At 65.6% G+C, this 26,593-nt stretch carries 27 protein-coding genes; 22 read left to right on the forward strand and 5 right to left on the reverse strand.

Features of this window, described 5'->3' with window-relative positions:
• Positions 1-5: 5 nt before the first annotated feature.
• The 14 genes from wecB to KDW55_RS18475 all read left to right on the forward strand — a co-directional run bounded on the left by wecB (position 6) and on the right by KDW55_RS18475 (position 14,852).
• Positions 6-1,184, forward strand: a complete 1,179-nt coding sequence (gene wecB, locus KDW55_RS18410; protein ID WP_069242701.1) for a UDP-N-acetylglucosamine 2-epimerase (non-hydrolyzing) — start codon at positions 6-8, stop codon at positions 1,182-1,184.
• Between the two features lie 30 nt (positions 1,185-1,214).
• Complete coding sequence (wecC, locus tag KDW55_RS18415) at positions 1,215-2,471, forward strand: UDP-N-acetyl-D-mannosamine dehydrogenase (protein ID WP_209822265.1); 1,257 nt, start codon at positions 1,215-1,217, stop codon at positions 2,469-2,471.
• A gap of 16 nt (positions 2,472-2,487) precedes the next feature.
• Complete coding sequence (locus KDW55_RS18420; protein ID WP_245163702.1) at positions 2,488-3,819, forward strand: flippase; 1,332 nt, start codon at positions 2,488-2,490, stop codon at positions 3,817-3,819.
• Positions 3,816-4,634 (forward strand): glycosyltransferase family 25 protein, encoded by an 819-nt coding sequence (locus KDW55_RS18425; RefSeq protein ID WP_212160466.1) that lies wholly within the window; start codon positions 3,816-3,818, stop codon positions 4,632-4,634. The genes KDW55_RS18420 and KDW55_RS18425 overlap by 4 nt, the downstream gene beginning before the upstream one ends.
• Positions 4,627-5,937, forward strand: coding sequence for an O-antigen ligase family protein (locus KDW55_RS18430; protein WP_209822268.1), 1,311 nt, complete (start codon positions 4,627-4,629; stop codon positions 5,935-5,937). Before KDW55_RS18425 ends, KDW55_RS18430 begins: the two co-directional genes overlap by 8 nt.
• Positions 5,934-7,055, forward strand: coding sequence for a glycosyltransferase family 4 protein (locus tag KDW55_RS18435; RefSeq protein WP_069242706.1), 1,122 nt, complete (start codon positions 5,934-5,936; stop codon positions 7,053-7,055). The genes KDW55_RS18430 and KDW55_RS18435 overlap by 4 nt, the downstream gene beginning before the upstream one ends.
• 1 nt (position 7,056) lies before the next feature.
• On the forward strand, positions 7,057-7,863 hold the full coding sequence (locus KDW55_RS18440) for a heparin lyase I family protein (protein WP_209822269.1): 807 nt from the start codon (positions 7,057-7,059) through the stop codon (positions 7,861-7,863).
• Positions 7,864-7,886: 23 nt separating this feature from the next.
• On the forward strand, positions 7,887-9,071 hold the full coding sequence (locus tag KDW55_RS18445; RefSeq protein WP_349252606.1) for an aspartate-semialdehyde dehydrogenase: 1,185 nt from the start codon (positions 7,887-7,889) through the stop codon (positions 9,069-9,071).
• Positions 9,068-9,835: a WecB/TagA/CpsF family glycosyltransferase gene (locus KDW55_RS18450; protein ID WP_069242709.1), complete on the forward strand. Its 768-nt coding sequence runs from the start codon at positions 9,068-9,070 to the stop codon at positions 9,833-9,835. Before KDW55_RS18445 ends, KDW55_RS18450 begins: the two co-directional genes overlap by 4 nt.
• Positions 9,836-9,918: 83 nt before the next feature.
• Positions 9,919-11,235 carry an Nramp family divalent metal transporter gene (locus KDW55_RS18455; RefSeq protein WP_059545251.1) on the forward strand — a complete coding sequence of 439 codons (1,317 nt, stop codon included), beginning with the start codon at positions 9,919-9,921 and terminating at the stop codon, positions 11,233-11,235.
• Positions 11,236-11,316: 81 nt separating this feature from the next.
• Positions 11,317-11,904 carry a phosphatase PAP2 family protein gene (locus KDW55_RS18460; protein ID WP_040139305.1) on the forward strand — a complete coding sequence of 196 codons (588 nt, stop codon included), beginning with the start codon at positions 11,317-11,319 and terminating at the stop codon, positions 11,902-11,904.
• A gap of 444 nt (positions 11,905-12,348) precedes the next feature.
• Positions 12,349-13,137, forward strand: a complete 789-nt coding sequence (locus tag KDW55_RS18465) for an SDR family oxidoreductase (RefSeq protein ID WP_212160463.1) — start codon at positions 12,349-12,351, stop codon at positions 13,135-13,137.
• A gap of 34 nt (positions 13,138-13,171) precedes the next feature.
• The gene (locus KDW55_RS18470; RefSeq protein ID WP_069242710.1) at positions 13,172-14,188 is read left to right on the forward strand and encodes an NADP-dependent oxidoreductase; all 1,017 of its coding nucleotides are present in this window, start codon (positions 13,172-13,174) and stop codon (positions 14,186-14,188) included.
• A 163-nt stretch (positions 14,189-14,351) separates the two neighbouring features.
• Positions 14,352-14,852 (forward strand): thioesterase, encoded by a 501-nt coding sequence (locus KDW55_RS18475; protein ID WP_069242711.1) that lies wholly within the window; start codon positions 14,352-14,354, stop codon positions 14,850-14,852.
• 48 nt (positions 14,853-14,900) lie between these two features.
• Here the strand turns inward: KDW55_RS18475 and KDW55_RS18480 are convergent, their stop codons facing one another.
• From KDW55_RS18480 to KDW55_RS18500, 5 genes are all read right to left on the reverse strand, one after another.
• A complete protein-coding gene (locus KDW55_RS18480; protein WP_040139308.1) occupies positions 14,901-15,953 on the reverse strand; it encodes an AI-2E family transporter in 1,053 nt (350 codons plus the stop codon).
• A gap of 230 nt (positions 15,954-16,183) precedes the next feature.
• A complete protein-coding gene (locus tag KDW55_RS18485) occupies positions 16,184-16,768 on the reverse strand; it encodes a YSC84-related protein (RefSeq protein WP_040139309.1) in 585 nt (194 codons plus the stop codon).
• Between the two features lie 48 nt (positions 16,769-16,816).
• The gene (locus KDW55_RS18490) at positions 16,817-17,203 is read right to left on the reverse strand and encodes a DUF883 family protein (protein ID WP_040139310.1); all 387 of its coding nucleotides are present in this window, start codon (positions 17,201-17,203) and stop codon (positions 16,817-16,819) included.
• A gap of 5 nt (positions 17,204-17,208) precedes the next feature.
• Positions 17,209-17,508 carry a hypothetical protein gene (locus tag KDW55_RS18495; protein WP_212160462.1) on the reverse strand — a complete coding sequence of 100 codons (300 nt, stop codon included), beginning with the start codon at positions 17,506-17,508 and terminating at the stop codon, positions 17,209-17,211.
• Positions 17,508-19,358 carry an ExeM/NucH family extracellular endonuclease gene (locus tag KDW55_RS18500; RefSeq protein ID WP_212160461.1) on the reverse strand — a complete coding sequence of 617 codons (1,851 nt, stop codon included), beginning with the start codon at positions 19,356-19,358 and terminating at the stop codon, positions 17,508-17,510. The genes KDW55_RS18495 and KDW55_RS18500 overlap by 1 nt, the downstream gene beginning before the upstream one ends.
• A 204-nt stretch (positions 19,359-19,562) precedes the next feature.
• Between KDW55_RS18500 and KDW55_RS18505 the strand changes: the two genes are divergently transcribed.
• The 8 genes from KDW55_RS18505 to KDW55_RS18540 all read left to right on the forward strand — a co-directional run bounded on the left by KDW55_RS18505 (position 19,563) and on the right by KDW55_RS18540 (position 26,533).
• On the forward strand, positions 19,563-19,916 hold the full coding sequence (locus KDW55_RS18505) for a YciI family protein (RefSeq protein WP_040139312.1): 354 nt from the start codon (positions 19,563-19,565) through the stop codon (positions 19,914-19,916).
• Between the two features lie 125 nt (positions 19,917-20,041).
• Positions 20,042-20,464 (forward strand): YciI family protein, encoded by a 423-nt coding sequence (locus KDW55_RS18510; RefSeq protein ID WP_059545265.1) that lies wholly within the window; start codon positions 20,042-20,044, stop codon positions 20,462-20,464.
• 26 nt (positions 20,465-20,490) lie between these two features.
• Entirely contained in the window at positions 20,491-20,904 is a 414-nt protein-coding gene (locus tag KDW55_RS18515; RefSeq protein WP_040140990.1) for a VOC family protein, read from the forward strand.
• Positions 20,901-22,169, forward strand: coding sequence for an RNA polymerase sigma factor (locus KDW55_RS18520; protein ID WP_040140992.1), 1,269 nt, complete (start codon positions 20,901-20,903; stop codon positions 22,167-22,169). Before KDW55_RS18515 ends, KDW55_RS18520 begins: the two co-directional genes overlap by 4 nt.
• Positions 22,170-22,356: 187 nt before the next feature.
• Positions 22,357-22,779: a rubrerythrin family protein gene (locus KDW55_RS18525; protein ID WP_040140994.1), complete on the forward strand. Its 423-nt coding sequence runs from the start codon at positions 22,357-22,359 to the stop codon at positions 22,777-22,779.
• Positions 22,780-22,895: 116 nt separating this feature from the next.
• Positions 22,896-24,233 carry a heterodisulfide reductase-related iron-sulfur binding cluster gene (locus KDW55_RS18530; protein WP_069242713.1) on the forward strand — a complete coding sequence of 446 codons (1,338 nt, stop codon included), beginning with the start codon at positions 22,896-22,898 and terminating at the stop codon, positions 24,231-24,233.
• A gap of 62 nt (positions 24,234-24,295) precedes the next feature.
• Entirely contained in the window at positions 24,296-24,877 is a 582-nt protein-coding gene (locus KDW55_RS18535; RefSeq protein ID WP_040139314.1) for a DUF3501 family protein, read from the forward strand.
• A gap of 717 nt (positions 24,878-25,594) precedes the next feature.
• Positions 25,595-26,533, forward strand: a complete 939-nt coding sequence (locus tag KDW55_RS18540; RefSeq protein WP_040139315.1) for a DUF6566 family protein — start codon at positions 25,595-25,597, stop codon at positions 26,531-26,533.
• Positions 26,534-26,593 lie beyond the last annotated feature (60 nt).

Consider the following 26,593-nt stretch of genomic DNA (forward strand, 5'->3'; position numbering starts at 1 on the left):
AGCCGATGACGATCCGTCATGAAAACATTCTCGTCACTTTCGGCACGCGGCCGGAAGCCATCAAGATGGCGCCCCTCGTGCGACGCCTGAAATCGCTCGCCGGCGTGCGATGCGCGGTATGCGTGACCGCACAGCATCGGCAAATGCTCGATCAGGCGCTCGACCTGTTCGACATCGTTCCAGACTTCGATCTGGACCTGATGCGTGATGGGCAGACGCTCGGCAACCTCACCGGTCAAATCCTGACGACGCTCGATCCGGTTCTCGAGTCGCTCAGGCCGGATCTGGTGCTCGTGCATGGCGACACGACGACGACGCTTGGCGCTTCGCTGGCAGCCTATTACCGCCGCATTCCCGTCGGGCACGTGGAGGCCGGGCTTCGCACGGGCAACTTGTATGCACCATGGCCGGAGGAGGCCAACCGGAAAATGACCGGCACGCTTGCGCTGCATCATTTCGCGCCGACCGAGACGTCCAGGTCGAATCTGCTGTCCGAAGGCGTGGCTGCCGAACGGATTCACGTAACGGGCAACACGGTCATTGACGCATTGCTGACGGTGACGGAGCGGCTGTCACGTGAGCCTGATTTGGCCGAGCGGATGCGTGCTGCATTTCCGTTCCTCGGCGACGAGCGTCGAATGATCCTGGTCACGGGGCACCGGCGCGAGAATTTCGGCCGGGGCTTCGAACAGATCTGCACCGCGCTGGCGACGATCGCGACGCGTTTTCCAGAGTGCCGGATCGTCTATCCGATGCATTTGAACCCGAATGTCCGCGAGCCGGTGACGCGCCTGCTCGGCGATATCGACAACATCGTGTTGATCGAACCGCAGGAATATCTGCAATTCGTCTATCTGATGAGCCGCGCATGGCTGATCCTGACCGATTCGGGAGGCATTCAGGAGGAAGCGCCGTCGCTGGGCAAGCCGGTGCTCGTGATGCGCGATACGACGGAGCGCCCGGAGGCGGTTGCGGCTGGAACGGTTCGTCTGGTGGGCACCGACGCGAGTCGGCTGGTCAGCGAGGTCACGCAGCTGTGGGAGTGCCCCGACGTGTACGACTCGATGAGCCGGGCGCACAACCCGTACGGCGACGGCCGCGCAAGCGAGCGCATCGTCGAACTGCTGACGGCTCGCACGTCCGACGCCCGCACGGCGGTAGCGGCGGCCGGCCGGTTTGCATGAACCCTATTCCCAATACAGCGAGATCCATCCATGTCCTTCGATGTCATTTCCGTAATCGGGCTCGGCTACATCGGCTTGCCGACCGCCGCCGCATTCGCGGCGCGACGTAAAACGGTGGTCGGTGTCGACGTCAATCGCGCAACGGTCGATACGATCAATCGCGGCGACGTGCATATCGTCGAGCCGGAACTCGACATGCTGGTGCGTGCAGCCGTGACGCAGGGACATCTGCGGGCGACCGAGACGATCGAGCCGGCCGACGCCTTTCTGATCGCGGTTCCGACGCCGTTCGGTGCAGGACACAAGCCGGATCTGAGCCACGTCGAGGCGGCGAGCCGTGCGATAGGCCCCGTCCTGAAGAAAGGCGATCTCGTCGTGCTTGAATCGACGTCACCGGTCGGCACGACGGAAAAGATCGCTTCCTGGCTCGCGGCCATGCGACCCGATCTGACGTTTCCGCAACAGGCCGGCGAGCAGTCCGATATCCGGATTGCGCACTGCCCGGAGCGCGTGTTGCCCGGACATGTGATTCGCGAACTGGTGGAAAACGATCGTGTGATTGGCGGCATGACGCGACGGTGCAGCGAGCAGGCCGCGGAACTGTATCGGGTCTTCGTGCGCGGCGAGTGCGTATTGACGGATGCGCGTACAGCCGAAATGTGCAAGCTGACCGAGAACTCGTTCCGCGACGTCAATATCGCGTTCGCGAATGAGTTGTCGGTGATCTGTGAGTCGCTGGACATCAACGTGTGGGAACTGATCCGCTTGTCGAATCGGCATCCGCGAGTCGACATCCTGCAACCGGGGCCTGGCGTCGGCGGGCACTGCATCGCCGTGGATCCGTGGTTCATCGTCGATTCCGCTCCGGAGCACGCACGGCTTATCCGTACGGCGCGAACCGTCAACGACGACAAGCCGAACCACGTACTGGACCGGATCGAGCATGTCGCGAAACGCTTTCGCGAGCCGGTGATCGCGTGCTTCGGGCTCGCGTTCAAGGCCGACATAGACGATCTGCGCGAAAGTCCCGCCGTCGGCATCGTCCGCGAGCTGGCGAATCGCGAGATCGGGCAGGTCATCGCAGTCGAGCCGAACATCCGGCAGCTTCCCGCGTCGCTGGAAGGGCGTGTAATGCTCGGCGAAGTTGCCGATGCGCTCGCGCGCGCCGATATCGTGGTGATCCTCGTCGATCATCGGCAATTTAAACAGATCGATCCGATGAAGCTGCACACGAAGATCGTGATCGATACGCGCGGGTTGCTCGCGCGCGAGCGGCAGGCAGCGTGATCCGATGACGGCGCGCATGTCGAACGTAACGCGGGCAATGACTTCGTCCGGCTCACGGCCGGGCGGGGCAGGGCTCGGCCGCAGTTTCGCCGCGATGCTTCTGTGGCAGATCGGTATGTATGTCGTCCCGCTCGCGACGTTCCCATATTTGACGCGGGTACTCGGTCCGGCACAATTCGGCGTGGTCGGCTATGTCACGGCGTTGACGGTGTACGGAACAATACTGACCGAATGGGGCTTCAATCTCAGCGGCCCGCGAGCGGTCGCGCAATTTCGCGGCGATCCGCGGCGGTTGAGCGAGCTGGTGTGGTCGATCGTCGGCGCGAAGGCGTGCCTGTGTGTTGCGTCCTGCGCGATTCTGTCCGCCGTGCTGATGGTCGACCACACGCTTGCAGCCATGTCAACGGCGATCTGGATCGGCTGGCTCGGTGTGATCGCTAACGTCTGGACGCTCAACTGGCTGTTGCAGGGCCTCGAGCGATTCTCGTCTTTTACGGCCGTTGCGCTCGCAAGCCGGTTCGTCGCACTGCCGCTGACTTTCTGGCTGGTCCGCTCGCCAGCGGACGTAGACATCGCCATTGCGATCCAGTCACTGACATCGGTGCTTGCGGCCGGCGGGTCGATGTTGATGGCGCGTCGCCTCGGATTACTCGGTCACCGGCATTTTTCCTGGCGTGCGGTTCGTGCGCAGCTGGTCGACGGAGCGGACATGTTCGTGTCGACCGCATCGGTCAGCCTGTTCAGCGCTGCAAACACGGTAATCGTCGGCGCGCTCGGCGGACCGTATCAGGTCGGCTTGTATGCCGCTGCGGACAAGTTGAAGACCGCTGGAAACATGGTGCCCGCGCAGATCAATACGGTTCTCTACCCCCGGATTGCCGCGCTGTTTGCACGGCGGCAACCGGATGACGAGCGAGCGGCTGCCCGACTGACGATATCCGCCGGAATCGCGATCGTGTTCGTGACGGGCATCGGCATCGCGATCTGCTTTTCGATATCCGATGTGCTCACCCGGTTCGTGCTCGGTGAGAAATTCGCCGGCGCGTCGTCAGTCGTGAACGTCCTCTGCCTGTCGACGTTGTTCGGCAATGTCGCCTATTTCCTCGGGCTCCAGGTACTGGTGCCCTTCGGCCGCACACGCCGGCGCGCTCGCGTGATGCTCGCGGCGGGAGTGCTCAACGTGCTGCTCGCGGTGCTGCTGGTGCCGCGCTGGGGCGCGGCCGGTGCGGCCACTGCATACCTGGTGGCGGAGTTCACGTTGCTTGCGGTCTTCGCATTGTGGATCGCCCGGTCGGCGACGCTGCGCGCTCACTTTGCACAGTCAACTCGATCTGAGGGCGCGCCATGACATTCGATATTCGCGTGATATCGCTGTCCGATTCGCCGAGACGTGTGGCGATCCGTGAGATCTTGGGCCGTCACGGTGTCGAGTTCGACTTTGAGGACGCATTCGACGCACGAGCGCTCGACGCGGACGCGTGCTCGGCCATGACGGACGTCGCGCGGGTCATCGCACGCTATGGCCGACCGCTGAGCCGCGGCGAGGTCGGTTGCTTCGTCAGCCATGTGCGCGTATGGGAAAAAGTCGTTCGATCGGGGCGCGCGACGATCATCCTCGAGGATGATGCGATGCTCGACCACGCGCTGTTCGAACGTCTGCTTTCGGCTCCCGGCAAGTCGCTCTCCGACCATGCGGATATCGTGCTGCTGGGCCGCTCGAAGCTGTCCCGCGAGCGCGCAGTGCTCGCCTACCTTTACGAGCCGCTGAAGCGGGCGCGGTCGATCGCGGGGCTCCAGATCGGTGTGCCGTTCAAGCAATGGACGAGCGGGTCGGTCGGCTACTGGATCAGCGTCGACGGTGCGCGCAAGGCGCTCGAACATACGCGTGGTTCGGTCGGAGCCCTGCTGGACGACTGGCCGTGGCATCGCGATCACGGCGGGCTGCGCATCGCCGAGCTGCGTCCGTATGCGGTTTGGGAGGCATTCGAGACGATGCCGAGCGCGATCGAAGCCGGACGCGTCGCGCTGTCGTCGCGGCGTCACGGCGCGCTTGAATGGTTGTACAAGCCGCTGCGCGTCGTCCGTGCCGTCTTTCGCTGGCTGATCGTGGCCGCACTCACCCTTACCGCGTCGCGCGGCCAACTCTTTGCTCGCCATGGATGACAGCCTTCGTTTCTCGTATGGCCCGCGCTCGCCGCGCTCCGTGACCGAGCCGGCGACGCGAATCGCCGCGACGCTGGCATGGGCGACCCTCGGCATCGGACTCTTGTTGTCGCCGCTTGGCGACTTCCTGTCTGTCTACATGACGAACAGTGCGACGTCGCACGGGAACGACGCGCGCATCTCGTTGCTCGTCCGTGGCGTGATGATCGCCGGCCTTCTGGCGTTCACGCTATCTGGGTTTCGCGCAAGGATGTCCGGTGTTCGCATCACGATCGCGGCCGTGCTGGCGCTCTGCGTGACGCTCGGCGCCTACGTGCTCGGCGCGCTGACAGATCGCGAGGTGATCGAGCAAAGCGTGTTCGTACTGAAGGTGTTTTCGTTCTTCGTTTATCCGGCGGCCATGGCACTGCTCAGTGATCGGCGCCTCGCGCAAATCGAACGGGTAGCGTTCGTCGTATTGCTGATTTACGGCGCATCGATCGTGATGGGCGCGGCGATGTCGATCGAGATGTTCCGTAGTTATCAAGCCGAGACGCACATTCGCTCGGGGTACAAGGGGATCGTCTATGCGCAGAACGAAGCCGCCGCGTTGATCGTCGTTGCGCTCGGATTCGCGTACCTGCATGCGTTGACAAGCGGCTGGAGACTCCGCAGCGTGGCGCTCACGACGTGCATGCTGGCCGCGGCAATGCTGTCCGGGACGAAAGGGGCGGTGGTCGGCGCGTTGGGAATGACCTGCGCGTTTTGTTATGCCCGATTCGACGCCATCAAGGCAACCCGCTATGTCGGCATGGCCGTCGCTGCGCTGGTTTCGGCTGCGATTCTCGCCTATCTGTTCATTCCTGCGGTGAACGACGCGGTGGAACTCAGTCAACGCTACTTCGCCCATCAGAGCGGACGTATCGGCAACGACAAGATCGTCACGCTCCTGCTTTCCGGTCGGAACCTCAAGTTCGCCAACGTCTGGGACGATCTCCAGCAAGGCAATTTCGTCGCATTGCTCACGGGCGGATATCCGGTCGTGCGTTACATGGTCGAGATCGACGTTCCAGACTTGATCCTGATGCTCGGATTGCCGCTTTTTACTGTCTATATCTGTGCGCTTTCGGGTTCATTCTTGCGCCGAGGGCCGCGCACCATGTCGCGCCGCTTCGGGCGCCTGTTCTTTATCGTGCTGTTTGCGATGGCTTGCACTGCCGGACACGTGCTGGGTTCCGCGGTGATCAGCCCATTTCTTGGATTGATTGCGGTCCGGATCCGGCGCGACATGCACCGGGTGGCACGTGAGAGGGCCGGTCTATGAGAAAGGTCGCAACCGGTATGCAAGAGCCGGCGCGCACGCGCCTGATACGCGTGTTGCATGTCGGGCCCGGGCACGGCCAACGCGGCGGCATCGCGTCGGTGCTCGGCGAACTGATGGCGCAGCGCGATGCTTTTGCGAACGCGTCGATTCAGATCGCGTTCTTCGGAACGCACGGATTTCGCAAGGTGCGCGACGCGGCGAGCTTTGCGTGGCTCGACGTTGCGAGATTTCTTCGCGACGTATGGAGTGCGGACGTTATTCACTTTCACGTTTCCGAGCGTGGGTCGTTCTATCGCAAGCTGTTCCTGTGCCGAATCGCAAAACTCTGTCGGCGACGCGTGGTCTTCCATCTTCACTCGGGGAATTTCGATCGGTTTACGGAGCGGGCGGGCCCGCTAACGCGCATGGCAATTGAGTGGTTCGTGGGCAGCGCGGATGCCACGGTCGGTGTCTCCGAAGCGGGGGCGCGCGTACTGAACCGGTTCAGGAACGGCGCGGGCGACGCACACGTGATCGCGAACACGGCCGTCGACGCGCAGAACGCGCCCATGTCGACGATGGCGGTGCCCGACCGTACGTACATTGCGTTCGCTGGTCGGCTGTCCGAGCAAAAAGGGCTCGCAACGTTGATCGAGGCGCTGGCCGCGTTGAATGCAATGGGCCGCTCCATCGATCTCGTGATGGCGGGCGACGGCGACACGCAGCGCTGGCACGACTACGCCGAAACGCTGCGCGTGGCCGATAACGTTCGATTCGCCGGTTGGCTTGCGGGTTCGGGAAAATCCCGTTTTTATCGAGAAGCCCTGCTGTTCTGTTTGCCCAGCCGGTTCGAATCGTTCGGCATTGCCGCGCTGGAGGCGATGTTTTACGGGGTGCCGGTGGTGGCGACTCGCGTGGGCGGCCTGGCCGAACTGGTCGATGACGGCGTCACGGGATACCTCGTCGAACCGGACGATGCGCCGGCGCTTGCGCGCGCGATGCACGCGATCGCCAGCGATCCGGCGCTTCGTGAGCGAATGGGGCGGGCTGCCCGCGAGCGAGCACAGCGCTTGTACGCAGCCGAGAGGGTCGTTGCGCGGTATGTGGATTGTTATCGACAAATAGTCGGAAGGAGCTGATATGAATGCGAAGCGGGATTTTCGACGCGCGCTGGTGGCAGCATGTATTGGCTTGACGGCTGTGTCCGACGCGATGGCGTCTGCGTCGGATTTCACGAAATCGGTGCATGTCGAATCCTATCGGTCGATTTACACGAACGATTGGCAAAACGGAATCGGCGACATCGAAATTCAGGCCGTGCGGCACTCGGATGTCACGTGGGTGGCGGATCCGGCGAATCCCACACGTCGTTCGATTCGTGTGCAGATTCAAAAGAGCGAGGATTTCACGTATCTGATCAATGGATCGCCGCGCGCGGAATTCACGTTGCCTCGCGACGTCGTCTTTGCTCCCGGGCATGATTATCTGATTTGGTGGCGCACGTATCTGCCGCGCGACTTTGCATTTGATTCTCAACAGATGGAGATCATCACGCAGATACATCAGAGCGGCCTGGTCGGATCGCCGCCATTCATGCTGACGCTGCTGGGCAACGAGTACACATTTTCCGTGCGCGGCGGAACCAATACCCTCCACGGATTCGGCGGACGCCTTTGCTGCGCATCCGATGATCGGGGTAAATGGGTCGACTGGGTCCTTCAGTACACGCCCGATGCAAGCGGCGAGCATGCGATCACGCACCTGTGGAAAAACGGCACAAGCGTCTTCGACGGAAGCGGGAAGCCGAATGCATATCCGGGCGACGTGAGCGCTTATCTGAAGTTGGGCGTGTATAAACCGGGCTGGCAGAAAGACCCGTCGGACGTGACCGTCGTAACGCTGTACTTCGGCAAGGTCGCGATTGGCGACAGGAAGGCCAAGCGATGAGCGCCCGACTTGATCCCGCGCAGGTGTCGGAGGCCGTGCTGGCCCACTGCCGTCGGCACGCGTATGCCGGCCACGACCCGTTCGACGGGTTGAACAGCCGGCTGTTCAGATACACCGGGTTGTCGAAACTGCCGTTTGCCAGCATTGCGTGGCTGCAGTTGCACAAGCGCAGTCCGTTCAACTTCAGGCAGCTTCTCGGTGTTCCGAGAATGCGCAATCCCAAGGGCGTCGCCCTCATCGTGCTCGGTCTGCTCGAGCGCGAACGGCGCATCGGCGACGGGGCGAGTGTCGACGAGGCGCTCACGCTCGGCGACTGGCTGCTGCAGCAGCGCGTAGACCGCGAGCGCTGGCGCCATAGCGCGTGGGGCTATCACTTCGACTGGGCTGCCAGGGCATTCTTCGTGCCGGTCGGAACACCGAATGCGATCAGCACCTGCTATGTCGCGCGTGCGTTGTACGCGCTTGGCGACGTCACCGGTGAGGCGCGATTCATCGATGCGGCGGTCGATGCAGGTCATTTTCTCGATACGCTTTATGTGCCGCATCAAGGCTCGGGCTATTTCGCGTATATCCCGGGCGAATGCGCGTTCGTTCACAACGCCAATTTGTGGAGTGCGGCGTTCGTGGCCGAGACGGCAGTGCGGACCGGAGACGTGCCGATGCGAGAACGCGCGATCGCTGCCGCACGATTGACGGCCTCGATGCAACGACCGGACGGTGCGTGGGCGTACGGCTTGCGCAGCCATCACGGTTTTGTCGATGGATTCCATAGCGGCTATAACCTCGAGGCGCTGCATCGGCTGCAGCGCGTGTGTCGAACCCGGGTGTTCGCCGAATCGATCGATCAGGGGCTCGCGTACTATCGACACGCGTTTTTTCTGGCCGATGGAACCGTCAAATATTACGACGACAGGATCTGGCCGCTCGATATGCACTCCGTTGCGCAGGCACTGATCACGTTGCTGACCGTCTCGACGTCGGACGTGGACTACGCGTTGGCCGTGCGCGTATTCGAGCGGGCGGTAGAGACGCTCTACATGCCGGACAAGGGCCGCTTCGTCTACCAGCGCAACGCCCGCTTCACGAACCGGGTCGATTATTTGCGATGGACCCAGGCATGGGCGTTCTACGCGATCGAATTGCTCGCGAACCGCGTTCACGCCGAAGACGCAGCGCACACTTACCTTTCCGAACCGGAAGTCCTATGAAACGCATCGAGCTGTTTGGTTGTCCGATGGACGTCGCGACCATGTCGGAGACAGTCGAACTGATCCGCAATCGCATTGCTCGCCGGCAGTTTACCCAGCACGTGGTCGTCAACGTTGCCAAGCTGGTCAATATGCAGGCTGACCCGGACCTGGCCGGATCGGTGAAGGCGTGCGACATCATCAACATCGACGGCATGGGCGTGGTGTGGGGCGCGCGCGCGCTCGGCCACGCGGTGGACGAGCGCGTCGCCGGCATCGACCTGTTCGACCGGTTGCTGCGAATGGCGCAGGATGACGCGTTGCCGGTCTTCATGCTTGGCGCAACCGATGCAGTTGTAACCGGGGCGGCGTTGGCGATCGAAAGAAAATATCCGTGCTTGAAGATCGCCGGGATTCACCACGGATATTTCTGGGACGACGAGGAGGCAGTGGTATCCATGATCCGCGCGTCCGGTGCAAGGCTGCTTTTCGTCGCGATCACGTCACCGCGCAAGGAGAATTTCATCAATCGGTGGAGGGCGGAACTCGGCGTCGATTTTGTCATGGGGGTGGGCGGCACCTTCGATGTCGTCGCTGGCAAAGTTCGACGTGCGCCAATCTGGATGCAGAACGCGGGTCTCGAATGGCTGTTTCGGGTGCTTCAGGAGCCGAAACGGATGTGGAGACGTTACTGGACGACGAACAGCCGATTCGCGTGGATGCTCGTGCGCGCGCGATTCGGGGCACGGCCGCGCGGCATGCCGACGGGGCGTACCGGCCACTGAACCGTGCACGGGCATTCCAGGCGGCGGCCACGGAGCCGCCGCCTTTCCGTACAATCGGGGCATTATCGACGGCGTTCCACCCCATGCCCCTCCTCCCCACCACCGCCACCGCCCCTTTCTGCCCGTCGGAAGTAAAGGGCAGCATCACGATCGACGCCGGCGCGTCGCGCTGGATGAAGCTCAAGCGCTTCTTCGGCCCGGGCCTGCTGGTTGCGATCGGCTACATGGATCCCGGCAACTGGGCGACCGACATCCAGGCCGGCTCGCAGTTCGGCTATTCGCTGCTGTGGGTCGTCGCGTTCTCGAGCGTCGCCGCGATCTTCCTGCAGATGCTCGCCGCGCGGCTCGGCCTCGTGGCCGGCAAGGACCTCGCGCAGGCCAGCTACGACCGCTACGGTCCGTTCGGGCGCGTGTTGCAGTGGGTTACCGCCGAAGTGTCGATCATCGCGTGCGACATCGCCGAAGTGCTCGGCTGCGCGCTCGCGTTCAAGCTGCTGCTCGGCGTGCCGCTCGCATGGGGCATCGTGCTCACCGCGCTCGACACGGTGATCGTGCTCGGCCTGCAGGGCAAGGGCGTCCGGCAAATCGAGGCGATCGTGCTCGGGCTGATCGCGACGATGGCGTTCTGCTTCGTCGCACAGGTCGCGATCACGCCGCCCGACTGGCATGCGGTCGCGACCGGGCTCGTGCCCGGAGATCCCGGCCACGACCGCAAGGACGCGATCGTGCTCGCGCTCGGCATCGTCGGCGCGACGATCATGCCGCACAACCTGTATCTGCATTCGTCGGTCGTGCAGACGCGCCACGTGGTCGGCGGCGCACGCGGCCTGATCCGCGACACGCTCGCGCTGGTGCGCATCGATACCTGCGTGTCGCTGTTCGTCGCGATGCTCGTCAACGCGGCGATCCTGATCGTCGCAGGCGCCGCGTTCCATGCGACCGGGCAGCACAACGTGACCGACATCGAGCAGGCCTACCGGTTGATCACGCCGATCGCCGGCGGCGCGGCCGCGCTGCTGTTCGGCATCGCGCTGCTCGCGTCCGGGCAGAGTTCGACGCTGACGGGCACGATCGCCGGCCAGGTGATCATGGACGGCTTCCTCCATACGAAGATCCCGTGCTACCAGCGCCGGCTGATCACGCGCGGGCTCGCGCTGGTGCCGGCGCTGATCGGCGTGCTGTGGCTCGGCGAAAACTCGGTCGGGCAACTGCTCGTGTGGAGCCAGGTGCTGCTGAGCCTGCAACTGCCGTTCGCGATGTGGCCGCTGATCAGATCGGTCAGCGATCGCAACACGATGGGCGAGCATGCGATCGGCCGCAAAATGCAGATCGCCGCGTGGGCGCTGTTCGTCGTCATCACGGGTACGAACCTGCTGCTGATTACGGGTGTCGCGGGCTGATACAGCCTGTCACAGGCTGAAACAGGCGCCGGGCCGGCTTGCGTTAAACTGCGGCCTTTCTCCGGCCGTTCGAAGTCCGTCATGTGGAGTGAAATCAGCAACATAGGCGATGCCGCACTGACCCTGCCGGTCGCGCTCACCTGCGCGGTCTGGCTCGCGCTGTCGAACTGGCGGCTCGCGTTGCGTTGGGTCGTGCTGCTCGCGGCCGGCATGAGCCTGGTCGGCGCGACCAAGATTCTCTATGCGGGCTGCGGGATCGAACTCCCGCAGTTCGACTTCCGTGTGATCAGCGGCCACACGATGATGTCGACGTCCGTATGGACCGTCGCGCTGTCGATGATGTGGCAGGCGTTTCGCCCCGGCAACACGCCCGGCGCGCTGGCCGGCCTCGCCGTCGGGGCGGTAACGGCCGTCGCGCGCGTGCTCGACCATTCGCACACGACGCCCGAAGTCGTCGTCGGCTGGCTGCTTGGCGCTGCGGTCGCGCTGGCGTTTCTGCACGCGTACGCCCGGGTGCCGAAGCGACCGTTCGCGCCGCGGATCGCGGCCCTCTGTCTGCTGCTCGTGTCGGGCATCGCATACGGCCATCGTGCGCCGTTCCAGCAGATGATCGACACGCATTCTCCTCAGTTCTGCGCGTTCCTGCGCACGTCCGGCGACGGGTTCTGACGCGCTTGCCCGAGGACTCAACGGAGCCATCGGCCACCGGGCCACGGCTGCGCCGTCGCCCGGTGGCCGTTCCCTGGTCTATTCCATTCGCTTCCTCGCCGGCGCCGGCGGGCGTTCGGCTAGCGTGGAGCCGGTATGCGCGTCGATCGATCGGGCGCGCTGCGCGGTCATGGCCAGCCGGTCTTGCGGTCTTCGGTTCACCGGTTCCGGCGTGGAAGTCATCAGAAGCGCCTATGACCGGGCATTACCAATATTCATTTCATCGATAGGTCGCATTCGCGTACGCTGGCGATCGTCCGGCGCTCGGAGCGGCTGGGCGCGGTTTGTCCGGCACGGCAACCCAGGCTCGTTATACTCGCGCAATCCGCGGCCGTCGGCCCGCGCACGGCAACCGCCGTTCCGGCACCGGTCCGCCTCGACGATCCACGAAAGGAGCAAGTTTCCATGACAGTCGTTTCCCCGCGTCTCGCGGGCAAGTGCGCGTACATCACGGGCGCCGCCGGCGGCCTCGGCCGCGCGATCGCGCGCAGGATGGTCGAGCAGGGCGCGCGCGTGTTCCTGACCGACGTCGCCGACGCGGCAGTGCTCGACGCGTTCGCTGAGGAACTCAATGCGGGGCACGCAGTGCCGGTCGCGTTCGCGGCCACGCAGGACGTGCGTGACGAAGCGCGCTGGCAGTCGCTGCTCGCGCAGGCGGTCGATGCAATGGGCGGGCTGTCGGTGCTCGTCAACAACGCGGGTGTCGGGTCGATCGGCTCGCCCGCGCAGATCGAGCTCGACGAGTGGCGGCGCGTGATGGCGATCAACGTCGAAAGCATCGTGCTCGGCTGCAAGCATGCGCTGTCGTATCTGGCCGAGAGCCATCCCGCATCGATCATCAACATCTCGTCGGTGGCCGCGTTCAAGGTCGAGCCGGACTTCACCGCTTACAACGCGTCGAAGGCGGCGGTGGCGTCGCTGACGAAGTCGGTCGCGATCGACTGCGCGCGCCGCGAGCTGGATGTGCGCTGCAACTCGATCCACCCGGCGTTCATTCGCACAGGGATCGTCGAGCCGCTGTTCCAGTCGCTTGGCGAACGCGACGCGACACGCAAGCTCGCGCGCGGCATTCCGCTGCGCCGGCTCGGCGATCCGGACGACGTCGCGTATGCGGCCGTCTACCTGGCATCCGACGAGAGCCGCTTCGTGACGGCCGCCGAACTCGTGATCGATGGCGGCATGTGCGCGGTCTGACGCGCAGCGAACCCAACTACCGGAGGAGAACATCGTGGCGACACCCATGAACCGCCAACTGCTGTTGAAGACGCGCCCCGAAGGGCGGGTCGGCCGCGAACATTTTTCATTGGTCGAAACGCCGGTGCCGGCGCTCGCCGACGGCGAAGTGCTCGTCCGCGTGCTGTATCTGTCGATGGATCCGACCAATCGCGTGTGGATGAGCGACGTGCCGCAATACCTGCCGCCCGTCGCGATCGGCGAGGTGATGCGCGCGCTCGGCATCGGGCGCGTGGTCGCGTCGCGCCACGCGGATTTCGCCGAAGGCGATCTCGTGCAAGGGCTCGTCGGCTGGCAGGATTACGCGGTGGTGCCGGCCGAGCAGGCCGCACAGCTCGTGAAGCTGCCCGCGCAGTCGGGCCTGCCGCTGCCGACGATGCTCGGCGCGTGCGGGATGAGCGGGCTGACCGCGTACTACGGGCTGACCGACATCGCGCCGGTGCAGCCGGGCGAGACGCTCGTCGTGTCGGCGGCGGCGGGATCGGTCGGCTCGATTGCCGGCCAGATCGGCAAGATTCACGGCGCGCGCGTGGTGGGCATCGCGGGCGGCGCGGACAAGTGCCGCTACCTGACGGAGACGCTCGGCTTCGACGCGGCCGTCGACTACAAGGCTGCCGATTTCCGTGAGCAACTGAAGGCGGCGACGCCGGATGGCGTGCACGTGAACTTCGAAAACGTCGGCGGCGAGGTGATGCGCGCGGTGTTGTCACGGATGGTGATCGGCGGGCGTGTCGCGCTGTGCGGCGTGATCTCGAACTACAACAGCGGCCGCGCGGCGGACGACGTCGGCGTGCTGATCTCGAAGCGGATCACGATGCGCGGCTTCCTGATCCTCGACTATCGCAAGAGCCGAGAAGCGGTGCAGACGCTTGCCGGCTGGCTGCGCGACGGCCGGCTCAAGGCCGAGGAAACGGTTGCCGACGGGCTCGAGAACGCCCCCGACGTGCTCAATCGGCTGTTCGACGGCGATCATCGCGGCAAGCTTGTGCTGCGCGTCGATCCGCAAGCTTGAGCGCACGCGTACTCCTGCGTTGAGTTCGAACCAGCGGGCATCGATTTAGGATTCGTCCCATATCTTGTTCCGAGCGGTCTCCTTAAAGTGATTATCGGCAAACGGCGGCGTGACCTCCGCGTCACGCCGCCGTTTTTTTGCGCGGCAAAAACGGAGGCTCCACATGCGAACGAAGGCAGGGCAGGCGGCATCGACGGCGGTGCGCGCGCGAACGATGCGGCGCGTCGGCGGCAAGCTGCGGGCAGTCGCGACCGGAATGGGCGCGGCGTGCGCGATGGCCGCTGCCGGTGCGGCCGAGCGCGGGAATGCGGATGGCATCGTCCGGTTTACCGGTGCGCTCGTCGATCTGTACGACGTGACGTTCGAAGCGCCGTCGAGCGACGTAGTCGAAGGCGCGACCGCGACGCTGCGCTTCGACGCGCACGGCCGCGGGCTGCCGGGCGTGGAGGTGGCGCTCGTGCGGCCGGACGGCCGACCGTTGCGGCGCAGTGGGGTGATCCGCGCGACGTGGCGCGACGCACGAAGCGATCGGAGCGTGTGGCTGGCACTGGACCGCACACATCGTGTCGGTCCCGATGGCGGCGTGTTGACGGTGGCCGGGCCGGCGCCGGAAAGCGAGACGGGCGCCGTGGCGCCCGTCGTGATCAGAATCCGTCATCCGTAACACGGTCGCACACGATCATGTGCGGGCGCGGCGCAGCCGCGCGCCGCGTCACTCGCCTTGTTCGGCGCGTGCGTAGATATCCCAGCTCGCCATGAACAATGCGGCGACGAGCGGCCCGATCACGAAGCCGTTGATGCCGAACAGCGCCATTCCGCCGAGCGTCGAGATCAGCACGACCCAGTCGGGCATCTTCGTGTCCTTGCCGACGAGGATCGGGCGCAGCAGGTTGTCGACGAGGCCGATCACGCCGACGCAGAAGGCAACGAGAATCACGCATTTCCAGATCGACCCGGTCGCGAGAAAGTAGAGCGCGGCGGGCACCCACACGAGGCTCGCGCCGATTGCCGGCAGCAGCGACAGGAACGCCATCAGCGCGCCCCACAGCACGACGCCCTCGATCCCGAGGATCCAGAAAATCAGCCCGCCGAGCGCGCCTTGCACGAGCGCGACCGCGATATTGCCCTTCACGGTTGCGCGCACAACCGTCGTGAACTTCGCGAGCAGCAGGTTCTTGTGCTCCTCGTCGAGCGGAATCGCGCGGCGCACGCGCCGGCCGATTTCGCCGCCGTCGCGCAGCAGAAAGAACACCATGTACAGCATCACGCCGAAGCTGACGACGAACTGGAACGTGTTCTGGCCGATGCTGAGCGCCTGCGCTGCCGCGAACTGGCTGATCTGCGCGGCGCCGTCGGTCAGCTTTTTCTGGATGCCGGGGACGTTGGACAGCCCGTACTTCTGCAGCAGGTGCTGGATCGACGTCGGCAGCGCGTGAAAGATGTCGTGGACGTATTGCGAATAATTCGGCGGTGCGTCCTTGAGCTGCTGGTACACGTACGCGATTTCCTGCACGAGCGTCGCCATGACGAACACGAGCGGCAGGATCACGATCAGGATGATCAGCGACATCGTCACGAGCGCCGCCAGGTTGCGCCGCTTGCCGAAGCGTGCGGCGAGCCAGCGTTGCACCGGCTGGAACAGGATCGCGAGAATGGTGCCCCAGAACACGGCTCCGGAGAACGGCGCGAGGATCCAGCACAGTCCGACGGTGACCGCGAACAACAGGAAATAGAAGAATTTTTGGTGATCGTGTCCGCTGTCCATGGAAGGTTCGCGCAGATTGTTGTCCGGTTTGATTGAATCTCGTTGCTACGGGCGCGATCGGCTCGCGAACGGCACGCATTCGCGGCGAAGCGCGCGGCGTGGCGGCCCGAACGGCAGTATGCCCGCAAAGGTGCCGCCATCATAGCCGCTGCGTGCGGCACATGCGAAAACGCCGCGGCCGGAGCCGCGGCGTTGCCGGGACGCAGGCGCGGCAGTGCCGCGCATGAGCGTCAGATGTTGAGCTTGGTGACCTTGGTGCCGTTCACCGACAGGTCGCCCATCAGGCCGGCATTGGTCAGCACCAGCACCTCGACCGGCGCGGTGGCCGTATTGGTGTCGACCGCGCCGTTCGCGCCGACCTTCACGACCGCGACCGACGCGTCGGCGCCTGCCGACCAGCCGTCGGACTTGCGGAACGTGTCGAGCGCGTCCTGCGTCATGAACAGGAACACGACTGCCTTCGACTGCGCGCCCGCCTGCAGGCCGACCGACAGCGACGACGTGTTGTAGTACCCGACGGTGCTGCCGCCGACGCGCAGCGCGCCGTTGCCGGATTGCGCGCCGACGATGAAGCCGGCCTGCAGCACGTTCGGGAACACCAGCACGCCGCGCGCCTTCGACACGAGGTCACGCGAACCGGGCACCGTCGAATAGAGGCGCGACAGCGTCGCGTTTACGCTGGCGTCGATCGACTGCCGTTTCGATGCGCTGGCCGCCGCGGTGTCGGGCTTGTCGGGCGTGGTCGTGCAACCGGCAAGGGCGAGACTGCCGAGCATCACAGCTGCGGCGGCTTTCAGGGCGAGGGACTTCTGCATGGCGTTTCTCCTTCGTTGTCGGGTTGAGGACGAACCGGGTGAACCCGCTCAACGGCGGGACAGGAGCAGGCCCGCGACGAATGCGAGACCCGCGACGACGCCCGCGGTCTGCCACGGGTTGTCGTGCACGGCTTGCGATACGCGCTCGGCCGATTCACGCAGCCGGGCGGCCGCGGTGCCCGACGCGTAGTCGAGCGTGCTGCGCGCCTCGTCGAGGCGCGCCTGCACCCGCTTGCGCAGCGCGGCGATATCGCCGTCGCCATCGTTCTTCAGCAGGTCTTCGAGTTCGTCGACGAGCCCGCGCAGATCGTCGGTCACGTCTGCATGCAGATCGCGGGCAGCTGCGCGCGTCGTGCGTCCCACGCGCCGGCCGGTGCGACGGATGTCGGACAGGCCGCGGTCCAGCTTGTGTTCGATCGAGTCGGTGAGCGCCATGGTGTTTATCCTCCTTCGATTTGATTTGCAGCCCCAGATTGCAGGCCAATTTGAAGATAAGACGAATCCCAGCAACCAGTGTGATTCACATCAGCCAATTGAGTTTCGAGACAAATTTTCAATTCGCCGGCAAGTTTCCCGGGAAGCCCCGCCGCACGGGGCGCGGCGGCGATTGAAAAAATTTCGCAATCGCGAGTAGCAGCACGACGAGGCCGCTGCGCGACGCGAAAGTCCGGTAAATATGGCGTCGCCTGGCCAATCAGGTAAATAGTGCCGTTGCACGCGTTCTGTTGATGCAATTGCACTAATCGCCATGGCGTGCTGGAGCACACTTCGTGCCCGGGACGGGGCAGACCGCGCCTTCGTCCAGTGCCAGGTCGATGACGACGGGGTCGTGGTCCGATGACCGGTATGGATCGGGTGCGTAATAGGCTGCCCTTTGCGCCGCGGTTTTGTAATCGGGCACGGATTGGAGCGCGGCCGGTTCATCGGCGTTGATGTGCCAGGTCTGCGCGGCCCTCACGCGGGCGGCAAGCCGCGAGCTCGCGAGCGCGTGATCGAGGTTGCCCGCTACGCCGCGGAATACGTAGCTGTAGCCGCCATGACCGGCGAAGCGGGCCACGAGGTTCGTGTACCCGTGCGCTGCGAGCGCGCGCAACGGGTCTTCGTGCGTGTAGCTGTTCAGATCGCCGAGCAGCAGCACGCCGTCGGCCGCGGCGCCGGTCGGCGTCGTCGCGAGCCACGCGGCGATGCGCTCGGCCGCGCGCGTGCGCGTCGCGTTCCAGCAGCCTTGGCCGTCCGATTGATCGAGATCGGCGCCGGCGGCGCGCGAGCAGTTCTTCGACTTCAGGTGATTGACCGCGACCGTGAACGCGCGGGTGCCGCCGATGCGTCGGAACGTCTGCGCAAGCGGCGGCCGGTTGCGGCCGTCGAGCGCGACGCTCGTCGCGCGCCCGGTCGCCTCGATCGTCCGGCTGTCGTACAGCAGTGCAACGGCGATCGCATCGCGCCCGAGCCGCGCGGTGCCGGGTTCGACCGCGCGCCAGCCGTCGCCAAGCCGGGCCGCGAGCCGCTGCACGGCGCTTGCTTCACCGTAGCCATTGTTCGCGATCTCCATCAGGCCGATCACGTCGGCGTGCAGCGCTCGTAGCGCGGCGACGATCTTCGCTTCCTGTCGCGCGAACGCGGCGTGCGTCTTCGCGCCGCGGTTGGCCGGCTCGTCGAAGCCGCCCGCGCCGTCGCCATTGAAGTAGTTGAACACGTTGAACGACACGACGCGCACGTCGGCGTCGGGATGCCGCGCGGGCGCGGCGGTCCGCGGGTTCGGCGCGGCGTCGAATACCGGAGCCGACGCCGCGACGGGCTGCAGCCGCCAACGGCCGTAACGCTTCTCCAGCACGCCGTCGACGCCGCGCACCGTGTAGCCCGCGCGCAGCGTGTTGGCCGCACTGAGGGCGGGGGGCGGATATCGGGCGGTCGCGGGGTTCACGCGGCTCGAGCCGTCGTCGAGCACGATCCGGTTGCGTGCATTGATCGCCGCCTGCGCGGCGGCTTCGGCCGGCGGGCCGACGTGAGTGGGCGCATACAGCCGGCCGTGGCTGAGCACGACGCTGCCGTAGCGACCCAGTTCGCTGGTATCGCTGACCGTCAGCGTTTGCGCAAAACGCACGCGCATGCCCTCATGTGCGGCGAACACGGCGTCGTTGTCGACCGGCAGCGTCAGCGATGCAGGCGTGACGGTCTGCCCGCGTGCGCACACGGTTGCGCGGCCCGCCAGCGTCAGCTGCGTGCGGCCGTATTTGTGCTCGATCCTGCCCGTCACGTGCACGAGCTCGCCCGGACGGACGCGCGCATGCGGCGCGTAGACGAACAGCCCTTCCGGGACGCCGGGCCGATGCCGCCGCTGCGCGTCCGCCTGCTGGACGAAAAACCCGCGGAAGCCGCCGGCGCCGTTGAAGGCGGCGGTGACGACCGCCTCGATCGACGTGGTGCGGCCGTCCAGCGGCGAGCGGCCGTCGGGGTGCCGGATGTCGGCGATTGCCATTGTCGCGCCGCCGCAGCCGGCGTTGAGCGGCAGCGCGGCGACGGCGGACGCGACGCACAGGGCGAGCGACGCGGCGAACGCGACCGCGAGCGGCGGTGACAGGCGTGACATGGAGCGTTCCCCAGGAAGAAAATTCGCAAGTTCGGGAAAGCATCTTGACGGCAAAATCGCGTGCTGCGGACGAAATGGCCATCAGGCCAATGCCGAATGGCCAACGATGGCGGCAGAGCGCGCCAGGGCTGTTACGCTTCGCATCTGGCGCGTCATTCCGGCGCGCGCTCCGAACGCTTGCACGCGGCCCCTCAGGAGATCTCCATGTCGTACATGCTGTTGATTGTCGAACCGACCGGCCAGCGCGCCGAACGCACGCTCGAAGAGGGCCAGGCGCTCTATGCGCGGATGGTCGATTTCGCCGAGACGCTGAAAGCGCGCGGCGTGCTGCGCGGCGTCGAGTCGCTGGAGCGTTCCGAGCGCGCGACGCGCGTGCAGGTGCGCGACGGCGAGACGCGCCTCGTCGACGGCCCGTTCGCCGAGGCGAAGGAAATGGTCGGCGGCTTCTTCATCGTCGACGTCGATACGCGCGACGAAGCGATCGAGATCGCGCGCCAGTGCCCGGCCGCGCAATGGTGCACGGTCGAAGTGCGTGCGGTCGGCCCTTGCTTCCTGTGACGCCCGTTTTTCGGTGTTAACCCTGATTCGTCGGGCTGCACGTCGATCCTGCGGTCTGCCGCCCGTCGTCCGTATGAGGCGCCGATGAACGGACGCCGCTTTTCACCGACGACAAGGAGTCAACGATGCGATTCATGATCATGATCCGGGCGAACGCCGTGAGCGAATCCGACGCTTTGCCGGACAACCGGCTGGTCGAGGCGATGACGGCCTATCACGAGGAACTGGCGAAGGCAGGCGTGCTGCTCGATGCGAACGGGCTGCGGCCCAGCGCGCGCGGATGGCGCGTGCGGTACACCAACGGCAAGGGCACGGTGGTCGACGGGCCGTTCGCGGAGACGAAGGAACTGATTGCCGGCTATACGCTGATCCAGGTGCGCTCGCGCGACGAAGCGCTCGAATGGACTCGCCGGTTCCCGGCGCCGTTCGGCGCGGAGATGGAATGCGAGATCGAGGTGCGGCCGCTGTTCGAACTCGACGACCTGACGCCGAGCGAAGCGGTCGAGCGGTTCCGCGACCTCAACGTCGGGCGCGGCCACGCCGCATGAAGCCGCTTTCGCCGGGAGCGACCGTCATGCATCGAACGATCTTCCTCAGCCTGCCGGTGGCTGATCTGCCGCGCGCGAGCGCGTTCTACGTCGGGCTGGGCTTCGACGTCGTGCCGGCCTATACGAGCGACCGTTCGGTCTGCGTCCGGGTCAGCGACGCGATCCTCGTAATGCTGCTCGAGCGGCCGTTGTTCCAAAGTTTCACCGGCAAGACGATCGTCGATCCGGCCACGCACGTGCAGGTGCTGCCGTGCTTGTCGTGCGAGAGCCCGGCCGACGTCGATGCGATGGTCGTGAAGGCGCGCGCGGCCGGCGGCACCGTGCCGCGCGAGCCGCAAACGGATGCGGGCATGTACACCCACGAGTTTGCGGACCCGGACGGCCATGAGTGGGGCCTGTGCGCGCAGTTGGGCGCGGCCGCGCACGGGGCGGCGTCGTGACGCTCGAGGCGACCCATCGTGCGATCGAGGCCGTCTGGCGAATCGAGGCGCCGAAGATCATCGCTCGCGCCGCCCGCGTGGTGCGCGACGTCGGCGTGGCCGAGGAGCTTGCGCAGGACACGCTCGTCGCGGCGCTCGAGCACTGGCCAGTCGACGGCGTGCCCGACAACCCGGCCGCGTGGCTGATGACGGCCGTGAAGCGGCGCGCGCTCGACCGGGTCCGGCAGGAGTCGCTGCACGCCGCGAAGCGCGACCAGCTCGGCCATGAGATGGACGCGCTCGAAGCGCATGTCGTCCCCGACATCGCGGACGCGCTCGCCGATGCGCGCGAAGACGATATCGGCGACGATCTGCTGCGGCTGATCTTCACGTCGTGCCACCCGGTGTTGTCGACCGATGCGCGTGTCGCGCTGACGCTACGGCTGCTTGGCGGGTTGACCACAAGCGAAATCGCGCGTGCGTTCCTGTCGCCGGAACCGACGATCGCGCAGCGCATCGTGCGCGCGAAGCGCACGCTCGCCGCTGCGCGCGTGCCGTTCGAGGTGCCGGCCGCGGATGCGCGCCCCGCGCGGCTCGCGTCGGTGCTCGAAGTGATCTACCTGGTGTTCAACGAAGGCCACGCGGCGACGTCCGGCGACGACTGGACGCGCCCGGCGCTGTGCGACGAGGCGCTGCGCCTCGGCCGCGTGCTGGCCGGGCTGATGCCGGACGAAAGCGAGGTGCTCGGGCTGGTCGCGCTGATGGAACTGCAGGCGTCGCGGATGCATGCGCGCACCGACGCGCAAGGGCGGCCCGTGCTGCTGCTCGACCAGGACCGCAGCCGCTGGGATCCGCTGCTGATCCGGCGCGGCCTCGCCGCGCTCGACCGGGCGGCGAAGCTCGGCGGCGTGCGCGGCCCATATGCGCTGCAGGCCGCACTGGCGGCGTGTCATGCGCGTGCGCGGCATGCATCGGAAACGGACTGGGCGCAGATCGTCGCGTTGTACGACGCGCTTGCCGAAGTCGCGCCGTCGCCGGTCGTCGAGCTGAACCGCGCGGTGGCGGTGGGGATGGCGTTCGGGCCGGCGGCGGCGCTGGAAATCGTCGACGTGCTGCGCGACGATCCGGCGCTCGCGCGTTATCACTGGCTGCCGAGCGTGCGCGGCGACCTGCTCGCGAAGCTCGGCCGGGCCGATGAAGCAAAGGCGGAATTTCGCCGCGCGGCCGAATTGACCCGTAACGAGCGCGAAAGGGAATTGCTGCTGAAGCGGGCAACGGACGCGTGATCCGCCGCTCGCGGCGCGGCCTGGGCCTTGCCGCTATCGCGCGGATTGAAAAAGCCTATTGGGGGATGCGGACGCGAGCGCCTAGATTAAAGAGCACGATACGTGCGCGCTCGGCGCCGCATCGTTCCCCACATATATGATCGGCCCGGCGTCGCACGCGGCCGCGCCGACTCGAACGGAGGCGCAAATGGCTCAACTCAAGGGCAGCAAGACCGAAGAGAATCTGAAGGCCGCATTCGCGGGCGAATCGCAAGCGAACCGGCGGTATCTCTATTTCGCTTCGAAGGCCGACGTCGAAGGCCAGAACGACGTGGCCGCGCTGTTCCGCTCGACCGCCGAAGGCGAAACCGGCCACGCGCACGGCCACCTCGAATACCTCGAAGCCGTCGGCGATCCCGCGACGGGGCTGCCGTTCGGCTCGTCGCGGCTGAATCTCGAATCGGCGATCGCCGGCGAGACGCACGAATACACCGACATGTATCCGGGCATGGCCAAGACCGCGCGCGAAGAAGGCTTCGACGAAATCGCGAACTGGTTCGAGACGCTCGCAAAGGCCGAACGCAGCCACGCGAACCGCTATACGAAGGCGCTTGACGCGCTCGTCGACTGACGCGAGCCGTCGCAGGGCCGCACGGTCGGCGCGGAATATCCCGCGGCCGTGCGTCGAACGCCGCCCGCTGCACGGGCGGCGGGTCCGCGCGCACGCGCGCCACGCTGGAGCGCCCCATGCCCCACAAGGAAGGCAGTCTCGAAGCGCCGACCCGGCATCCGCTCGACTGGCAATCCGAAGCGTTCTATGACCAGGCCGCGATCGATGCGGAAATGACGCGCGTCTTCGACATCTGCGCCGGATGCCGGCGCTGCGTGTCGCTGTGCGGCGCGTTTCCGGCGCTGTTCGATCTCGTCGACGACACGCCGATGGGCGATATCGACGAAGTGTCGAAGGACGCGTTCGGCAAGGTCGTCGACCAGTGCTATCTGTGCGACCTCTGCTACATGACGAAATGCCCGTACGTGCCGCCGCACGCATGGAACGTCGACTTCCCGCATTTGATGCTGCGCGCGAAGGCCGCGCGCTACCAGCGCGGCGAAGCGCCGCTGCGTGACAAGGTGCTGTCGAACACCGACGCGCTCGGCCATTTCGCGGGCATTCCGATCGTCACGCAGACGGTGAACGCGGTGAATCGCACGCCGCCGGCGCGCCACGCGCTTGAAGCGCTGCTGGGCGTCGATCGCGACGCATGGCTGCCGGAGTTCGCGCCGCGCAAGTTCCGTCGCGCGGCGAAGCGCTCGGACGGTCCGCCGGTACGCGACGGCGAACGCACGCCCGGCAAGGTCGCGATCTACGCAACGTGCTACGTGAACTTCAACGAGCCTGGCATCGGCCACGATCTGCTCGCGATCCTCGCGCACAACGACATTCCGTACGAACTCGTCAGCCGTGAAGCCTGCTGCGGGATGCCGCTGCTAGAGCAGGGCAATCTCGCGGGCGTCGCCGCGAAGAAGGTCGTCAACATCCCGGTGCTGGAGCGCTATGCGCGAGACGGTTACGCGCTGATCGGCGCGATCCCGAGCTGCGTGCTGATGTACAAGAGCGAGCTGCCGCTGATGTTCCCTGGCGACGAAGCCGTGCGCGCCGTCGCCGACGCGTTCTGGGATCCGTTCGAATACGTGATCGCGCGGCATCGCGACGGCTTGCTGAAGACGGACTTCAAGCAGGGCCTCGGCACCGTGTCGTATCACGTGCCATGCCACGCGCGCGTGCAGAACATCGGCCGCAAGACGGCCGACACGCTGGCGCTCGTGCCCGATACGCGCGTGAACGTCGTCGAGCGATGTTCCGGGCACGCAGGCACGTTCGGCGTGAAGAAGGCGTTCCATGCGGACGCGATGCGGATCGGCACGCCGGTGTTCAACGCGATGGCCGAGCCGAAACCGGACTTCGTCTCGTCGGACTGCGCGCTCGCCGGTCATCACATCGCGCAGGGCATCGACGAGAAGGGGCTGCCGGCCGCGCCGCTCGCGCATCCGTTGACGCTGTTGCGCCGCGCGTACGGCATCTGACGCGCTCGACCCGCTTCGTTGCGACTACATCGACGACTTCCAACGCTCTCCGAGGACATTCCATGACGCTGACCCGCGATTCGCTGCTGACGCTCGAAGCGTACGCGAAGATCCGCAAGGCCGAACACGCACGGCTCGTCGCGTACAAGCGCCGCCGCGCGGTGGCGCTCGGCAACCATCTGCGCTTGCTGTTCGAGGATGAGACCACGATCCGCTATCAGATCCACGAGATGCTGCACATCGAGAAGATCTTCGACGAGGCCGGCATCGCAGGAGAACTGGAAGCGTATTTGCCGCTCGTGCCGGACGGCACCAACCTGAAGGCGACGCTGCAGATCGAATACGAGCACGAGGCCGAGCGGCGGGCGGCGCTCGCGCGCCTGATCGGCGTCGAGGACCGCGTGTACCTGCAGGTCGACGGCCATCCGGCGGTGTACGCGATCGCAGACGAGGATCTCGATCGCGACAATGCGGAGAAAACGTCGGCCGTGCATTTCGTGCGGTTCGAACTGAGCGGGCCGATGCGCGCCGCGCTCAAGGGCGGCGCGGCGCTGTCGATCGGCTGCGACCATCCGGCCTATACGGTCGCGCCGCAACGCATGGACGCCGAAGTGGCCGCGTCGCTCGCAGGCGATCTGCACTGACACGGTCGTTGTCGAAGCAACGACCGGAGCGTCGGCGCGCGCTTCGGAACTGCCGGACCGGCGCGCTGCCCGCACTGCCTGCATGGGTGGTGAAAGATGTAACGGACCTGCCTGCGCTTGCATGCCGGGAAACAATGTGCACCGGACGTCAGCAGACTTTCGCTACTCGCAGAGAAACAATAAAAAGATTGTGCACGGAGATAATTCGGTTCGGCCGAAATTGAATGATTTACCGATCCGTAAATATCTTGTTACGAATTTATCCCGGATTTACCGATTTTAGGCCGCCGCCCCGCAGAGTGTGACAGGCCAGGGTCGGAACGAGCCGGAACGGCCGTGGCGCGGTGTGGCGGCCCGCCCCGCAGAGCCCCGCCGGACGGGGCTTCCCAGCCGTCCGTATAACGATCGCGTAAAAAAATTCAACGATAAATGGATTGCGCATCCTTGGCAGGTTGTTTCAGTACGTAACATTAAGTCATTGTCATATTGAGATAAACCCTGACGATGGTATGCTTCGTGCACAAAAATTCCCACATTGGAGTGAGACCGTGATTTGTGCGCCATTGCCGGGAATGGCGGCACCGTGAAAGTGCGGTGTCGCGCCGGCATGCACAACAATCGGATAACCATAATGTGCAACCGGCCGCCCCGTGACGCGATGCGTGACGACGGCGCCGACAATCGCGGCCCCGGCCTGGTCGCGTGGAGAAATCAACTATGTTCTTCGATGAGCTTAACGATGAAGAGTGGTTGCGTATTTCGGCACTGATCGCCGACGAACCCATCCGGCTGAACCGCCGGGGCCGACCACGCGCGGAACCGCGTGTGGTCGCCAATGCGGTGCTGTGGATCCTGACGACCGGTGAAGCGTGGTCCAAACTGCCCGGACGCTATCCGTCCGGGCCGACGTGCCGGCGCCGCTACGAGGAGTGGCTCGCCAACGGCACGCTGCTGCAGATGATCGACGTGCTGACCCAGTTCAGCGGGCGCACGTTCGCCTACGTGCCGCCGCCGCCGGTTCCTGCCGCACCGGCGTGCCGGGCCGAGCCCGCGCCTGACAACGACCGTCTGCGTGGCGTGTTCTGGCAGAACCCGGAGTCGTGGCAACTGCCGGTCGCCCAGGCAAACGTTTGGGAGGAGGGCGCGACGGTGGCCGCGCGATCCGACGAGCGCGCGAGCCCGTCGTCCGCCGTGTCGTTCTCGGTGCCGGGCGCGCCACCCGCGGCGTCGCGCCACGGGCGCCCGTCCGCCGCGAGCTTCGCGTCGGCCGAGCCGCAGGTCGACGACTATCGCGGCTATACGATCTACGGGACTGCGCAGCCCGTGCAGAACCTGATGTACCGCGCGTGGGCCGAGATCATGCAGGATGACCGGCGCGTCGAGCGTTCGGGCCTGATCGGCCCGCGCTTCACCGACGCGGAAGAGGCGCAGCAGTACGCGCTCGACTGGGCGCGTCAGTGGATCGACCGCCACGGTGCGAGCGACGAACCGGTGCGTGCGCCGCAGAGCGAGGTGCTGGCCGGGCTGTCCGCGCTGGCGCGCGCGGAGTCGGACATCAAGCGTTTCATCGCCGAGCGTCGCACGGGCGGATTGGGCGAAAGCCGCAACGATCCGGTGCAGTCCGAGCGTCGCGAATACGCTTATCGCGTAGGTTGATCGTCATCCGGGCGGACCCGCGCGGGCATCGTGGTTCACGATGCCCGCGCGATTTTTTGT

Source organism: Burkholderia sp. AU19243 (genome assembly GCF_018148075.1).
Lineage (GTDB): Bacteria > Pseudomonadota > Gammaproteobacteria > Burkholderiales > Burkholderiaceae > Burkholderia > Burkholderia latens_A.

Excerpts from the sequence above, each read along its gene's own strand:
- wecB (WP_069242701.1), top strand. The coding sequence starts at position 6 with ATGACGATCCGTCATGAAAACATTCTCGTCACTTTCGGCACGCGGCCG.
- wecC (WP_209822265.1), top strand. The coding sequence starts at position 1,215 with ATGTCCTTCGATGTCATTTCCGTAATCGGGCTCGGCTACATCGGCTTG.
- KDW55_RS18420 (WP_245163702.1), top strand. The coding sequence starts at position 2,488 with ATGTCGAACGTAACGCGGGCAATGACTTCGTCCGGCTCACGGCCGGGC.
- KDW55_RS18425 (WP_212160466.1), top strand. The coding sequence starts at position 3,816 with ATGACATTCGATATTCGCGTGATATCGCTGTCCGATTCGCCGAGACGT.
- KDW55_RS18430 (WP_209822268.1), top strand. The coding sequence starts at position 4,627 with ATGGATGACAGCCTTCGTTTCTCGTATGGCCCGCGCTCGCCGCGCTCC.
- KDW55_RS18435 (WP_069242706.1), top strand. The coding sequence starts at position 5,934 with ATGAGAAAGGTCGCAACCGGTATGCAAGAGCCGGCGCGCACGCGCCTG.
- KDW55_RS18440 (WP_209822269.1), top strand. The coding sequence starts at position 7,057 with ATGAATGCGAAGCGGGATTTTCGACGCGCGCTGGTGGCAGCATGTATT.
- KDW55_RS18450 (WP_069242709.1), top strand. The coding sequence starts at position 9,068 with ATGAAACGCATCGAGCTGTTTGGTTGTCCGATGGACGTCGCGACCATG.
- KDW55_RS18455 (WP_059545251.1), top strand. The coding sequence starts at position 9,919 with ATGCCCCTCCTCCCCACCACCGCCACCGCCCCTTTCTGCCCGTCGGAA.
- KDW55_RS18460 (WP_040139305.1), top strand. The coding sequence starts at position 11,317 with ATGTGGAGTGAAATCAGCAACATAGGCGATGCCGCACTGACCCTGCCG.
- KDW55_RS18465 (WP_212160463.1), top strand. The coding sequence starts at position 12,349 with ATGACAGTCGTTTCCCCGCGTCTCGCGGGCAAGTGCGCGTACATCACG.
- KDW55_RS18475 (WP_069242711.1), top strand. The coding sequence starts at position 14,352 with ATGCGAACGAAGGCAGGGCAGGCGGCATCGACGGCGGTGCGCGCGCGA.
- KDW55_RS18480 (WP_040139308.1), bottom strand. The coding sequence starts at position 15,953 with ATGGACAGCGGACACGATCACCAAAAATTCTTCTATTTCCTGTTGTTC.
- KDW55_RS18485 (WP_040139309.1), bottom strand. The coding sequence starts at position 16,768 with ATGCAGAAGTCCCTCGCCCTGAAAGCCGCCGCAGCTGTGATGCTCGGC.
- KDW55_RS18490 (WP_040139310.1), bottom strand. The coding sequence starts at position 17,203 with ATGGCGCTCACCGACTCGATCGAACACAAGCTGGACCGCGGCCTGTCC.
- KDW55_RS18500 (WP_212160461.1), bottom strand. The coding sequence starts at position 19,358 with ATGTCACGCCTGTCACCGCCGCTCGCGGTCGCGTTCGCCGCGTCGCTC.
- KDW55_RS18505 (WP_040139312.1), top strand. The coding sequence starts at position 19,563 with ATGTCGTACATGCTGTTGATTGTCGAACCGACCGGCCAGCGCGCCGAA.
- KDW55_RS18510 (WP_059545265.1), top strand. The coding sequence starts at position 20,042 with ATGCGATTCATGATCATGATCCGGGCGAACGCCGTGAGCGAATCCGAC.
- KDW55_RS18515 (WP_040140990.1), top strand. The coding sequence starts at position 20,491 with ATGCATCGAACGATCTTCCTCAGCCTGCCGGTGGCTGATCTGCCGCGC.
- KDW55_RS18525 (WP_040140994.1), top strand. The coding sequence starts at position 22,357 with ATGGCTCAACTCAAGGGCAGCAAGACCGAAGAGAATCTGAAGGCCGCA.
- KDW55_RS18530 (WP_069242713.1), top strand. The coding sequence starts at position 22,896 with ATGCCCCACAAGGAAGGCAGTCTCGAAGCGCCGACCCGGCATCCGCTC.
- KDW55_RS18535 (WP_040139314.1), top strand. The coding sequence starts at position 24,296 with ATGACGCTGACCCGCGATTCGCTGCTGACGCTCGAAGCGTACGCGAAG.
- KDW55_RS18540 (WP_040139315.1), top strand. The coding sequence starts at position 25,595 with ATGTTCTTCGATGAGCTTAACGATGAAGAGTGGTTGCGTATTTCGGCA.